This is a genomic window from Bradyrhizobium sp. HKCCYLR20261 (assembly GCF_051168435.1).
Classification (GTDB): Bacteria; Pseudomonadota; Alphaproteobacteria; order Rhizobiales; family Xanthobacteraceae; genus Bradyrhizobium.
In genome coordinates this window covers 121,936-135,447 of sequence record NZ_JBNPUZ010000012.1, presented here as the reverse complement: position 1 = coordinate 135,447, position 13,512 = coordinate 121,936, and the positions used below count along the sequence as shown (strand labels likewise).

At 66.6% G+C, this 13,512-nt stretch carries 11 protein-coding genes; 7 read left to right on the top strand and 4 right to left on the bottom strand.

Going from position 1 to position 13,512, the window contains the following annotated elements; all coding sequences use genetic code 11:
* Positions 1-171 precede the first annotated feature (171 nt).
* The 7 genes from ACQR1L_RS24825 (at position 172) to ACQR1L_RS24795 (ending at position 8,975) form a co-directional block, all read left to right on the top strand.
* A complete protein-coding gene (locus ACQR1L_RS24825) occupies positions 172-1,401 on the top strand; it encodes an MHYT domain-containing protein (protein WP_434860538.1) in 1,230 nt (409 codons plus the stop codon).
* Between the two features lie 352 nt (positions 1,402-1,753).
* Positions 1,754-2,617, top strand: a complete 864-nt coding sequence (locus ACQR1L_RS24820; protein ID WP_434860537.1) for an FAD binding domain-containing protein — start codon at positions 1,754-1,756, stop codon at positions 2,615-2,617.
* Positions 2,618-2,847: 230 nt separating this feature from the next.
* Positions 2,848-3,348: a (2Fe-2S)-binding protein gene (locus ACQR1L_RS24815; RefSeq protein ID WP_087877671.1), complete on the top strand. Its 501-nt coding sequence runs from the start codon at positions 2,848-2,850 to the stop codon at positions 3,346-3,348.
* On the top strand, positions 3,345-5,765 hold the full coding sequence (locus ACQR1L_RS24810) for an aerobic carbon-monoxide dehydrogenase large subunit (protein WP_434860536.1): 2,421 nt from the start codon (positions 3,345-3,347) through the stop codon (positions 5,763-5,765). Before ACQR1L_RS24815 ends, ACQR1L_RS24810 begins: the two co-directional genes overlap by 4 nt.
* A 295-nt stretch (positions 5,766-6,060) precedes the next feature.
* Positions 6,061-6,930 (top strand): AAA family ATPase, encoded by an 870-nt coding sequence (locus tag ACQR1L_RS24805; RefSeq protein ID WP_434860535.1) that lies wholly within the window; start codon positions 6,061-6,063, stop codon positions 6,928-6,930.
* A complete protein-coding gene (locus tag ACQR1L_RS24800; protein ID WP_434860534.1) occupies positions 6,927-8,132 on the top strand; it encodes a vWA domain-containing protein in 1,206 nt (401 codons plus the stop codon). The genes ACQR1L_RS24805 and ACQR1L_RS24800 overlap by 4 nt, the downstream gene beginning before the upstream one ends.
* A 27-nt stretch (positions 8,133-8,159) precedes the next feature.
* The gene (locus ACQR1L_RS24795; RefSeq protein ID WP_434860533.1) at positions 8,160-8,975 is read left to right on the top strand and encodes an XdhC family protein; all 816 of its coding nucleotides are present in this window, start codon (positions 8,160-8,162) and stop codon (positions 8,973-8,975) included.
* A gap of 3 nt (positions 8,976-8,978) precedes the next feature.
* Here ACQR1L_RS24795 and ACQR1L_RS24790 read toward each other — a convergent pair whose 3' ends face one another.
* From ACQR1L_RS24790 to ACQR1L_RS24775, 4 genes are all read right to left on the bottom strand, one after another.
* Positions 8,979-10,073: an HWE histidine kinase domain-containing protein gene (locus tag ACQR1L_RS24790; protein ID WP_434860532.1), complete on the bottom strand. Its 1,095-nt coding sequence runs from the start codon at positions 10,071-10,073 to the stop codon at positions 8,979-8,981.
* A 312-nt stretch (positions 10,074-10,385) separates the two neighbouring features.
* Positions 10,386-11,210 carry a carbohydrate ABC transporter permease gene (locus tag ACQR1L_RS24785; protein ID WP_006609281.1) on the bottom strand — a complete coding sequence of 275 codons (825 nt, stop codon included), beginning with the start codon at positions 11,208-11,210 and terminating at the stop codon, positions 10,386-10,388.
* Positions 11,207-12,142 (bottom strand): carbohydrate ABC transporter permease, encoded by a 936-nt coding sequence (locus tag ACQR1L_RS24780; protein ID WP_434860531.1) that lies wholly within the window; start codon positions 12,140-12,142, stop codon positions 11,207-11,209. Before ACQR1L_RS24780 ends, ACQR1L_RS24785 begins: the two co-directional genes overlap by 4 nt.
* A complete protein-coding gene (locus tag ACQR1L_RS24775) occupies positions 12,139-13,458 on the bottom strand; it encodes an ABC transporter substrate-binding protein (protein ID WP_434860530.1) in 1,320 nt (439 codons plus the stop codon). The genes ACQR1L_RS24780 and ACQR1L_RS24775 overlap by 4 nt, the downstream gene beginning before the upstream one ends.
* Positions 13,459-13,512: the final 54 nt, after the last annotated feature.

Genomic DNA, 13,512 nt, shown 5'->3' with positions numbered 1-13,512 from the left:
AGCTCGAATCCCAATTTCGCCGAGGACCGGGAGGTGGCGCCTACACCCGCTCGCAACCCAGCGACATCACGCCCTCTCGCGCTCCCCGCCTTGTGTTGTCATCCCCCGCTCGCCCCCTGTAAAACCTCTTCCGGGAGGAGGCTGGCCCGTGGCGACGGGCGGCCGGCAAGGATGATCGAAGGATACGATCCTTATCTCGTCGCGCTCTCGGTCGTGATCGCGAGCCTGGGTGGCTATACCGGATTCAGTCTCACTGCCCGCATCCGCAGCGGGCCGGGGGCGAGTCCGCGCGTGCTGCTGTCCGGGGCCGCGGGCATTCTCGCGGTCGGCATCTGGACCATGCATTTCGTGGGCATGATGGCCGCGCCGTTGCCCGCCGATGCCGTCTATCTGGTGCTGCCGACCATCATCTCCTTCCTGATCTGCGCGCTGGTGGTCGGCGTCTCCCTGTTCTTCGTCAGCATCGGCGATGCTTCGCCGCAGCGCGTGGTGCCCTCGGCGCTGCTGCTCGGCGCCGGCATCGCCAGCATGCACTATGTTGGCATGCACGGCCTCGCCGGCCGCTTCGGGCTGACGCATGATCCCTTGCTTGTGGCGCTGTCGGTCGCCATCGCGATCGTCGCCGCTTACGGCGGCTTGCGCATCTTCCTGGCGCGGCAGGACGGCCTGCGGCTGGCCATCAGCGCGCTCGCGTTCGGCATCGCCGTCTCCGGCATGCATTACACGGCGATGCTCGGCATGCATGTCGTGCCGGCCGGCGAGGGCCATCAGCATGCCGCCGCGGGGCTTGCTGCGTCGCCGCAGGTGCTGGCGATCGTCGTGGCCGTGCTGTGCTTCGTGGTCGCCGCCGGCTTCCTGCTGTCGCTGGTGCCGGACCCGCGCCGTACAGCGGAGCCGGCCACGGCTCCCCCCATCACTGCCCCTGACCTTGCGCCGGAGCCGGTCACTCCTGTGGCGCAACCCGTTGCGGTGGCTCCTCCCGACGCGCTCGAAAGCGCTCCACCCGCACGCATCAAGGCCGCGCCGCTCGGGGGCATCGGCCAGCCGCCGCGCATCGCGGCAGCGCGGCTGCCGCTCGAAGGCGCAAACGGCACCCATTTCATCGATGCCGGCGACGTCCGCAGCGTACGCGCCGATGCGCACTACACCAGGGTGCATGACGGCACCCGCGAGCGGATGTGCCCGTGGTCGATCTCCGAGGCCGAGGCGCAGCTCGATCCCGGCCGCTTCATCCGCGTCCACCGCAGTCACATCGTCGCGATCGAGCATGTGACCTTCGTCGGCAAGGAAGGCGAGGGCGCGATCATCGAGCTCGACGGCCCGTCCAAGCCGCGCGTGCCGGTGAGCCGCGCCAAAGTCGCCGAGGTCAAGGCGCGGCTCGGGTTGCGGCGGCCGGCGTGATCTCGGCGAGTCGTTTCGCGCCTGCAGCATCCGGCGCAGTCTCCTTCGCAATGCACATCGTCTGATATCTCCAGCATCACACGCCGCTGCGCCGTCGTGCATCCCGAGCAGCCGTCATTCGCGCGATTAGGTCGTGTCGACTGACGCAATTCGTGCGCGATCATCCGCCGTTCGTGCGAATTCATCGCTCTCTGTGCCCGCTTCGTTGCGCGGCCGGCGATCCCGATCGACTCTCCCGCCCAATTCGCGATCCGCTGGCGTTCACACTTCGCTCCTGCAGCACGAACGTTCGCCGCATCGACGCAAACGGCCAAGCCGGGAAGGCAGGCCAGAATGAGGGAAGGGAAACGAGATGATTCCTGGTCCGTTCGACTACCACCGGCCCGCGAGCGTCGGCGATGCGATCAAGCTGCTCGCCGATCTCGGCGACGAGGCGCGTCCGCTCGCCGGCGGCCACAGCCTGCTGCCGATGATGAAGCTGCGGCTGGCGACCCCGGCGCATCTCATCGACCTGCACGGCATCGCCGGCCTCAAGGGCATCTGTCGCGACGGCGACCGCATCGCGATCGGCGCCATGACGACGCAGGCCGAGCTGCTGGCGTCCTCGGAGATCGGTGAGGCGTTGCCGATCCTGCACGAGACCGCGCTGCTGATCGCCGATCCGCAGGTGCGCTATCGCGGCACGCTCGGCGGCAATGTCGCCAATGGCGATCCCGGCAATGACATGCCGGCGCTGATGCTGGCGCTGGATGCGACGTACCGGCTCGAAGGCCCGAACGGCGCCCGCGAAGTGGCCGCGCGGGAGTTTTATCAGGGGGCGTATTTCACGGCGCTTGAGCCCGGGGAGATCCTGACCGGGGTGAGCATTCCCGTGCCGCCGGCGGGGCACGGCTACGCCTATGAGAAGCTGAAGCGCAAGGTCGGTGATTATGCGACCGCGGCGGCAGGCGTCGTGCTGACCATGGCCGGCGGTAAGGTCGCGAACTGCGTCATTTCGCTGACCAATCTGCACGAGACGCCGCTGCTGGCGACCGATGCGGCGAATGCCGTGATCGGCACCACGCTCGACGAGGCGGCGCTGAAGGCTGCCGCGACGGCGGCACGCGCGATCATGCAACCGGCGTCCGACGCGCGCGGCCCGGCCGAGTACCGCATCCATGTCGGCGGCATCATGGTCATGCGCGCGCTGCAGCGCGCGGCGAGCAGGGCGAAGTAGCAGCTTTTACCAGAACCGTGGCCGCGCAGGCGGTTCCTTCTCGCCTCACGGCACGCTTTCTCCTCTCCCTCCCCCCTTGTGGGGGAGGGGCGGGGAGGGGGGTAGCCCCAAGCGAGACCGCCGCCGTGGACCCCCACCCCCGACCCCTCCCCGCAAGGGGGAGGGGAGCGCACCGAGATCGCGGCTGATAGCTTGGCCCAAAGTTCAAAGACGTCTTCAGGGAGCACCGAATGCCCAAAACCCACGTCACGATGAAGGTGAACGGCAGCGAGGTCGAAGGCCTCGCGGAGCCGCGCACGCTTCTGGTCCACTTCCTGCGCGAGCAGGCACAGCTCACCGGCACGCATATCGGCTGCGAGACCAGCCATTGCGGCGCCTGCACGATCGATATCGACGGCATGAGCGTGAAGAGCTGCACCATGCTGGCGGTGCAGGCCAATGGCGCTGAGATCACCACGATCGAAGGCATGGCCAATGCCGATGGCACCTTGTCGCCGCTGCAGGAAGGCTTTCGCATGATGCACGGCCTGCAATGCGGCTTCTGCACGCCCGGCATGATCCTGCGCGCCCATCGGCTGCTGAAGGAGAATCCATCGCCGACGGAAGCCGAGATCCGCGCAGGCATCTCCGGCAACATCTGCCGCTGCACCGGCTATCAGAACATCGTCAAGGCGATCCAATACGCCGCCGCCAAGATCAACGGCGTTGAATTCCAGGAGGCCGCGGAATGAACGACATGACTCCCACGCGGGAACAACGCGAAGCCGCCCTCGAAGGCATGGGCTGCCGGCGCAAGCGCGTCGAGGACATCCGCTTCACCCAAGGCAAGGGCAACTACGTCGATGACGTCAAGCTGCCGGGCATGCTGCATGGCGACTTCGTGCGCTCGCCGCATGCCCATGCCCGCGTCAAGGCGATCCACGCCGACGAGGCGCTGAAGGTGCCTGGCGTGCTCGCGGTGATCACCGCCGAGACCTTGAAGACCGTCAACCTCGCCTGGATGCCGACCTTGGCCGGCGATGTGCAGATGGTGCTCGCCGACGGCAAGGTGCTGTTCCAGAACCAGGAGGTCGCCTTCGTCGTCGCCACCGACCGCTACGCCGCCGATGACGGCGTCTCCAAGGTGGTCGTCGACTACGAGCCGCTGCCGGTGCTGGTCGACCCGTTCAAGGCGATGGACCCGGATGCGCCTGTGCTGCGCGAGGACCTTGCCGGCAAGACCACGGGCGCGCACGGGCCCCGCAAGCATCACAACCACATCTTCGAATGGACCGTCGGCGACAAGGAGCTGACCGAAGCCGCGTTCAAGAAGGCGGATGTCACGATCAAGGAGATGATCTCCTATCACCGCACCCACCCGTCGCCGCTCGAGACATGCCAGTGCGTCTGCTCGTTCGACAAGATCAAGGGCGAGCTGACGATCTGGGGCACGTTCCAGGCGCCGCACGTCATCCGCACCGTGGTGTCGTTGATCGCGAAGCTCCCTGAGCAGAAGATCCATGTCATCGCGCCCGACATCGGCGGCGGCTTCGGCAACAAGGTCGGCGCCTATCCGGGTTACATCTGCGCGGCGGTGGCCTCGATCGTCACCGGCAAGCCCGTGAAGTGGGTCGAGGACCGCATCGAGAACCTCACCGCGACCGCGTTCGCGCGCGACTATCACATGACGACCGAGATCGCGGCGACCAAGGACGGCAAGGTCACTGGCCTGCGCGTCCACGTGCTGGCCGACCACGGCGGCTTCGATGCCTGCGCCGATCCGTCGAAATGGCCAGCCGGCTTCTTCAACATCGTCACCGGCTCCTACGACTTCCCGGTGGCGCATCTCGCGGTCGACGGCGTCTACACCAACAAGGCGCCGGGCGGTGTCGCCTATCGCTGCTCCTTCCGCGTCACCGAGGCGGCCTATTGCATCGAGCGCGCGATGGACATTCTGGCGCAGAAGCTCGGGATGGATCCGGCGGAGCTGCGCCTGAAGAACTTCGTCAAGCCGGAGCAGTTTCCCTACCACTCGGCCTTGGGGTGGGAATATGATTCCGGCGACTACCACACCGCCATGCGCAAGATGATGGAGACCGTCGACTACGCGGGTCTGCGCAAGGAGCAGGCCGAGAAGCGCGCGGCGTTCAAGCGTGGTGAGACCCGCGAGATCATGGGCATCGGCATCGGCTTCTTCACCGAGATCGTCGGCGCCGGCCCGTCGAAGAACTGCGACATCCTGGGGATCGCGATGTTCGATTCCTGCGAGATCCGGCTGCACCCGACCGGCGCCGGCATCGCGCGGATGGGCACCAAGAGCCAGGGCCAGGGGCACGAGACCACCTGGGCGCAGATCATCGCCAGCGAGATCGGCATTCCCGCCGACAACATCATGGTCGAGGAGGGCAACACCGACACCGCGCCTTACGGCCTCGGCACCTACGGCTCCCGCTCGACGCCGGTCGCCGGCGCGGCGATCGCGATGGCGGCGCGCAAGATCAAGGCCAAGGCGCAGATGATCGCGGCCTACAAGCTCGAGGTCCACGAGGACGACCTCGAATGGGACATCGACGGCTTCCGGGTCAAGGGCCTGCCGGAGAAGGCGATGTCGATGAAGGACATCTGCTGGGCGGCGTACAACTCGGTGCCCCCGGGCATGGAGCCGGGGCTGGAGGCGGTGAGCTACTACGATCCGCCCAACATGACCTATCCGTTCGGCGCCTATCTCTGCGTGATGGACATCGATGTCGACACCGGCGTGTACAAGGTCCGGCGCTTCTACGCGCTCGACGATTGCGGCACCCGCATTAACCCGATGATCATCGAAGGCCAGGTCCATGGCGGCCTCACCGAGGCCTTCGCCATCGCGATGGGCCAGGAGATCCGCTACGATTCGGAGGGCAACGTCGTCACCGGCTCGTTCATGGATTTCTTCATGCCGACCGCGGTCGAGACGCCGCATTGGGAGACCGACTACACGGTGACCCCGTCGCCGCACCACCCGATCGGCGCCAAGGGCGTCGGCGAAAGCCCCAATGTCGGCGGCGTGCCGGCGTTCTCGAACGCGGTCAACGACGCGTTCGCGTTCCTCGGCGCGACCCACATCCAGATGCCCCACGATTTCTGGCGCAACTGGCAGGCGGCGAAGAACCTGGGGGTAGTGGCGTAGACTGGATCCTTGAGCACTGCCGTCATTGCGAGGAGCGAAGCGACGACGCAATCCGGAGTCCCACCCGAGCCCCTGGATTGCTTCGCTTCGCTCGCAATGACGCCGAGAGAGCGAACGAAATTGCTGGAAAAGACATAGCGGCATCGGCAGTGCGCTCCCCTCCCCCTTGCGGGGAGGGTCGGGGGTGGGGGTCTCCGGCGGCAGTGTCGCTTCGGGCCACCCCCCTCCCTAGCCCTCCCCCACAAGGGGGGAGGGAACGCACCGACTTCGAGGCGAGATCGAGAACCCAACCAACATGAAAACCCGCGACGACATCGCGCAATCTCTCGCCGCCTGCGGCTACATCGCCGATGGCGAACTGGCGACGGCGATTGCGCTGATGCAGTTGCTGAAGCGGCCGCTGCTGCTGGAGGGCGAGGCCGGCGTCGGCAAGACCGAGGTGGCCAAGGCGCTGGCCGCCGTGCATGGCACCGAGCTGATCCGTTTGCAATGCTATGAGGGTCTCGACCAGAGCGCTGCGCTCTATGAGTGGAACTATCAGCGCCAGCTGCTCGCGATCGAGGCGCATCGCGGGCATGCCGATGTCATCGAGGACCAAATATTCTCCGAGAAATATCTGCTCGAGCGTCCCTTGCTCGCCGCGATCCGCCGCGCCACTCCGCCGGTGCTGCTGATCGACGAGATCGATCGCGCCGACGACGAGTTCGAGGCGTTCCTGCTGGAGCTGCTGTCCGACTTCCAGGTCTCGATCCCAGAACTCGGCACGATCACGGCCACCAGCATCCCGCATGTGGTGCTGACCTCGAACGGCACCCGCGAGCTGTCCGACGCGCTGCGCCGGCGCTGCCTGTATCACTATGTCGACTACCCCGACGTCGATCGCGAGGCGCGGATCATCCTGGCGCGGATCGACGGCGCCTCCGCGCAGCTCGCGCTGCAGATCGCGCGGATGGTCGAGGGCCTGCGCAAGGAGGAGCTGCGCAAGGTGCCCGGTGTCGCCGAGACGCTGGACTGGGTCGCGGCGCTGGTCGGGCTGGATATCCGCGATCTCAAGGACCAGCCGGAGGTCATCCACGACACGCTGATCTGCCTGCTGAAGACCCATGAGGACCGCGCCCGCATCACCCGCGAGGTCTCGGCGCGCTTGCTGGGGAAGGTCGCATGAGCTGCTGCGGCGCCACGCCCGATCATGAGGACCTGGACGCGGTGGCGCGGCTGGTCGCCGGCCGCCTTGGCGCCTTCCTGCGGACGCTGCGCGACGACGGCTTTGCAGTCGGAATGCCCGAAGGACAGGACGCCGCTGCGGTGATGGCAGCTGGCTATGCCGACAGGCCCGGCCTGCTGCGCTCCGCCTTCAAGCATCTGTTCGCGGCACGCAAGAGCGAATGGGATCGTTTCGACGGTCTGTTCGACGCATTCTGGCTCGGCAAGCGCGCGCGTTCGCGGGTGCTCGCGTCGGGATCACAGCAGGCGGCAAATAGTCCATCGCTGAAGAGCCTGCAGGATGCCGGCGCGGGCGAGCGTGGTCCGCAGGGCGCGACCGACCAGGTGCCCTCCGATGAGACACCGCGTGAGGCGTCCGGTGAGGGCCAGCGCGAAGGTGCCTCGCGCGTGGAGGCGATCAGCGACACGGACTTCCGCAGGCTCGCCGATCCCGACCAAATCGCGCTGGCGCATGAGGCCGCGGCGCGGCTTGCGCAGGCGATGCGCACGCGGCTGACGCGGCGCGATCAATTGCGCCGCAAGGGCGAGCGCCTCGATCTGCGCCGGACCATCCATCGCAACATCAGCCATGGCGGCGTGCCGATTGCGCTGGTGCATCGCCGCCGCAAGATGAAGCCGCTGCGCCTCGTCGTGCTGCTCGACGCCTCCGGCTCGATGAGCGCCTACACGGCGGTGTTCCTGCGCTTCATCCACGGCGTGCTCGATACGTTTCGCGAGGCCGAGGCGTTCCTGTTTCACACCCGGCTCGCCTACGTCTCCGACGCGATGAAGGAGCGCGACGCGGCGCGCGCGCTCGACCGTCTCTCGATGATGGCGCAGGGCGCGGGCGGCGGCACCCGCATCGGCGAGAGCCTGCAGACCTTCAACCGCTGGCATGCCGCGCGCGTCATCCATTCGCGCACCTGCGTGATGATCGTCTCCGACGGCTACGACACCGGTGATCCTGATTTGCTTGGTCGTGAGATGACGCAACTGCGCCGCCGCTGCCGCCGCATCGTCTGGCTCAATCCGATGCTCGGCTGGGACGGCTACGCGCCTGAAGCGCGCGGCATCAAGGCCGCGCTGCCTTATGTCGATCTCTACGCGCCCGCGCACACGCTGAATTCGCTCGCGGCGCTCGAGCCGTATCTGGCGAGGTTGTGAGGCCATGCCGTCAAGAGGAGCTCGTCCATGACAATGTCCACGGAGATGCTCGATCTCGCTGCCCAGCTGAAAGCCAACGAGGAAAGCTTCGTGCTCGCCACGGTCGTGCGCACGGTGTCGGTGACCGCCGCCAAGGCCGGCGCCAAGGCGATCATCCGTCCTGACGGCAGCATCGTCGCGGGGTGGATCGGCGGCGGCTGCGCGCGCGGCGCGGTGCTGAAGGCGGCGCGGGAGGCGCTGGCCGACGGCGTGCCGCGGATGGTGTCGGTGCAGCCGGAGAACCTGCTGGCGGAGCTCGGCGTCAAGGCCGGAGAGACCAAGGAGGGCGTGCGCTTCGCCGCCAACATGTGCCCGAGCAAGGGCACGATGGACATCTTCGTCGAGCCGGTGCTGCCGCATCCATCGCTCGTCATTCTCGGCGCGAGCCCCGTGGCGCTGGCGCTCGCCGCGCAGGCGCGGCCACTGGGCTATCATGTGACGCTCGCCGCGCCTGCCGCCGATCTCACCGAGACGCCGCAAGCTGATGCGCATGTCGACGGCTTCGCGCTGGACAACCTCGCCAGCGGCCGCCGCTTCATCGTGGTGTCGACGCAGGGCAAGGGCGACCAGGGCGCGTTGCGGGCGGCGCTGTCCTGCGAGGCGGCGTATCACGCCTTTGTCGGCAGCCGGCGCAAGATGGACAGTTTGCGCGACAAGCTGCTGAAGGACGGCATCGACGCGGCGTTGCTGGACAGAGTGAAGGCGCCGGCCGGGCTTGATCTCGGTGCGATCACGCCGGAGGAGATCGCGATGTCGATCCTGGCCGAGATCACGCTGACGCGCCGGCGCGGCCAGCGCGATTGAGCGTCAGGACGTCAGCGGCAGGTCGAACGTCACCTTGAGCCCGCTGGTTGCGAAATCGCGCGTCACCTGGCCCTTCAGCGCACTGCCGAGGATGCGCTCGAACAGCAGCGAGCCGAAGCCGGTGCGCGCGGGCGGCGTGACTGCCGGCCCGTCGCTTTCCTGCCATGACAGGCACAGCCGGTCGTCAAGATGAGTCCAGCTCAGCGCCACCCGTCCCGCCTCGTTCGACAGCGCGCCGTACTTGACCGCGTTGGTGACGAGCTCATGCAAGCCCATCGACAGATACAGCGCGATGCCCGGCGACAGCTGCACGTCGGGACCGTCGACCACCACCCGATCGGATTGCAGCGGCGCGAGCTCGGCGCAGACCAGCTCCTTCAGCGCGATCGCCTCGCGGCCGCGGTCGAGCGCCAGCGCGTGGCTGCGGGTCAGCGCGGCGATACGGCCGCGCAGCGTCTCGCCGAACTCGGACAGCGCGGAATCGTCGCGGATGCTGAGCGCGATCACGCTGTCGACCAGCGCCAGCGTGTTCTTGACGCGATGATTGAGCTCATGGACCAGCACGCGCTGATGCTGTTCGATCGTCCGTCGCCGCGCGTTCTCGGTGCGCAGCGCGATCTCGTCCATGACGATCTCGCCGAGCTCCGTCAGCTGCGCGATGTCGTCATCGCTCCACTGCCGCGGCTGGTGATCGATGGCGCAGAGCGCGCCGATGACCTCGCCGCTCGGCAGCTTCAGGGGCACGCCGAGATAGGCAATGACGCCGAGGCTCGGGATCGCGAGATTGTCCTTCACCAGGGGATGTTGGGTGGCGTCGTTGACGACCAGCGGTCCGGACGAGGTCACCACATGCTGGCAGAACGAATGGCTGAGCGGCGTCTCGCGCAGCGAGGCCCAGGGCTCGCACAGCCCGACCGAGCTCTTGAAGAACTGCCGGTCGCGGTCGACCAGCGCGATGATCGCCGCCGGCGCCTGCAACAGGCGCGAGGTCAGCCGCGTGACGCGGTCGAAGCCGGGCTCGGGAGGCGAGTCCAAGAGCTCGGTCTGCAACAGGGCAGTCAATCGGTCAGGCGCGGAGGCGTCGCGATCGGACGTCATGCAGCTTTCGTCGGTCGGGCATTCAGCCGGTGAGAGATCTGCACGACAGACCGACGAGAGCGCCAATCCCGGTTCGGTCGATCGCGCGGGCGCAGGGGTATTCGGCTGAAACGAAGCCGGCACGGAAACAGTCAGAGACCTTTGGAGACGAGCGCAGCTCGCGTCAAGCCGTTGGCCGAATCCTGGTTCCATCAAGGTAACCAAGGTGCAGATCATGGCCTGACCAAGGCAGACAGGACATTCTGTCGCGGCTCTCGTCAGGCATATCATATACCGAACTGAGGTGCGGCCGAGGCTGTGTCAGCGCACCGCTCACCCGCCCTTGACGGCGCCCGCCGTCAGTCCCGCGACGATCTGCCGTTGTGCCGTGACTGTTAGCAGCAGCACCGGTAGCGTCACGATCAGCGCCGCCGCCGCGAGCGGTCCCCAGCTCAACTGATCGAATGAAATCATATTATATACGGCCACCGGTAACGTGCGCGTCTCGCGCCCCGCCAGCACGATGCCGAACACGAAGTTATTCCACGAGAAGATCACCGCAAGGATGAAGGCGACGGCCAGCCCGGGCTTCGCCACCGGCAATGCCACGTGGCGGAAAACCTGCCAGCGCGTGGCGCCGTCGATGCGCGCGGCCTCCTCGAGCTCGATCGGCGTGGTCTCGAAATAGCCGATCATGATCCAGATCACGATCGGCACGGTGACCACGAGATGGATGATGATCTGCGGCCACAAGGTGCCGAGCAGGCCGAGCCACTGAAACAAGAGAAACAGCGGAATGAGATAGGACAGGCCGGGCGTGATGCGCGCGATCAGGATCACGATCGCGGATTTATGCGCGGCCATCCGCGCGATGCCGTAGCCGGCGGGCACGCCGACCAGCATCGCGAGCGCGGTCGCGCCGCCGGTCACCAGCAGGCTGTTCTTGAAGTAGGTGAAGAAGCGGTTCGACGACAGCACGTCGGTGTAGTTCTTCCAGGCAAAATGCTCCGGCCAGAACACCGGCGGATAGGCGGCGTTGTCGACCTCGAACTTCACCGACAGCGAGATCATCCAGAGGAAGAACAGGATCGCCGGCGAGACGATCAGGAAGACTCCGAAGGCGAGGCCGAGCCGGCCGAGCAGGGTGTTCACGCTCATGTCTCGTTCCCCAGCGCATTCCACTGCGCGCGCCGGCGCAGCAGGAGCAGCAGCGCGGTCAGCGCGATGATCAGCGCGAAGAACACCACCGCGATCGCCGAGGCATAGCCAAGGTCGTAATAGACGAAGGCGACGCTGTAGAGATAGAGGTTGATTGTCTCGGACGCCGAGCCGGGCCCACCTTGCGTGATCGCGAAGATGATGTCGAAGCTCTTGATGGCGTCGATCGCGCGGATCATCGCGGCGATGAACAGAAACGGCATGATCAGGGGCAGGGTGATGTAGCGGAACATCTGCCAGGTCGAGGCGCCGTCGATCTGCGCGCTCTCATAGGGCTCGGTCGGCAGCGAGGCGATGCCGCCGAGCACGATCAGCATGACCAGCGGCGTCCACTGCCAGGTTTCGACCAGCACCAGCGACGGGATCACCGTACCCGGGTGGAACACCCAGAGCTGCGGCGGCAGGCCGACGAGGGACAGCAGGTAGTTCAGGATGCCGAGCTGCGGGTGGAACATCATCGTCCACACCAGCGCGATCGCCACCGGCGTCGCCATCATCGGCATGATGAACAGGGCCCGCAGCAGCCCGCGTCCCGGAAAGCGGGCGTGGAAGATCACCGCCGCGAAGGTGCCGAGTACCAGCGGCAGCAGCACGGACAGCGCCGTGTAGGACAGCGTGTGCCCGACCGATTCGACGAAGCGCGGATCAGCCGGCAGCCGCAGATAGTTCGACAGTCCGACGAAGGTCGTGGGCGAACCGACCTTCCATTCCTGAAAGCTCATCCAGATCGTGAACAGCCAGGGAAAGATGATCACCGCCAGCACGGTGATCAGCGCCGGCACCACGAACGGCCAGTAGGACGGTGGCCGCAATGCGCGCTCCGGCGCAACGGCTTCCGCCGCCGCGCCAGCCTGTTCGACGATCGTGCTCACGCTTTTTCGCTGCGCTCCAGGATCGGGCGGAACTGCTCATGCGCCTTCTTCAACTCGGTCGCGGGATCGGCGCCCGACAGCGTGGCGGTCAGCGCCGCGCCCACGAGATCGCGGAATTCCGCGACGGGAATGATCACGGGCAGGCCGAGCTTCGAGATCTTGCCGGAGTCGATCGCCGATTGCAGCCACTCCTTCGGCATCTTCACGCCGCTCTGAATGCCGGGATCGTTGAGCACGGAGTTGCGGAACGGCACGCCGCCGCCGGCCTGCACCAGGCGCGCGCCTTGCGCCTTCGAGACCATCCATTGGCACAGCAGCCAGGCGGCCTCCTTGTTCTTGCACGCCGCGGGAATGCCGACGCCGTCGCCATAGGTCGCCGAGAACTGCCCCTTGGGACCCGCCGGCACCACGGTGTAGCCGACCTTGCCGACGACGCGCGAGGCATTGGGATCCTCCAGCGGCGGCGCCCAGCCGACGCCGTCGATCCACATCGCCGAGCGGCCTTGCGTGAACGAGGCCATCGACTCCATCCAGTTGAAGCCGGCGACGCCGGGGGGCGCGCAGGTGGTCAGCAGCTTCTGATACAGCTTGGTCGCCTCGACCGCCTCGGGGCCGTCGGTCTGGATGTTGCCCTTGGCGTCGAGGAACTCGCCGCCGTAATTGAGGAAGAAGTTCGTCCACAACGTCATGTTGGCGTTGCGCAGGCCGCGGCCGACGAAGCCGAAGGTGCCGTCCTTGGGATCGGTCAGCTTCTGCGCGGCCGTGACCATTTCGTCGAGCGTCTTCGGCACCTCGACGCCCTTCTTCGCGAACAGCTCCTTGTTGTAGTAGAGGATGAAGTAGTCGACCGACCATGGCAGCGAGAACATGCGGCCCTTGTCGTTGCTGGCGTAAGTGAGGCCGGCCGCGGAGAAATCCGTCGGGACGAGGTCCGGCGCGGTGAGGTTCGGATCCTTCATCATGTCGGAGACGTCGGTGAGCCAGCCGGCCTTCTCGAACTGCCGCTTCTGCACGTGATAGCTCAGGTGCACCACGTCGAAGCTCGGCTTGCCCGACGACAGCTCGATCACCACCTTCTGGCGCTGCTGCTGCTCGGGGATCTGCTCGGATTCGACCTCGATGCCGGTCAGCGCGGTGAATTCCTTGATGTTCTTCTGCAGATTGTCGCCGCGCGGCCCCTTGGCCAGGATCACCTCCAGCTTGGTGCCGGCATATTTCTTCCACTGCGGCTCCGACCAGGCCGGCTGGCCGGTGAGCGCCAGCGCGCCCGCTGCTGCCGTGCCCGCAAGCATGTTGCGGCGCGTGATCGCGGTCATTGGTATCCTCCCCGAAGACTTTTTGTTTGGTCGGGAAGTGTAGCGCGATTGAGC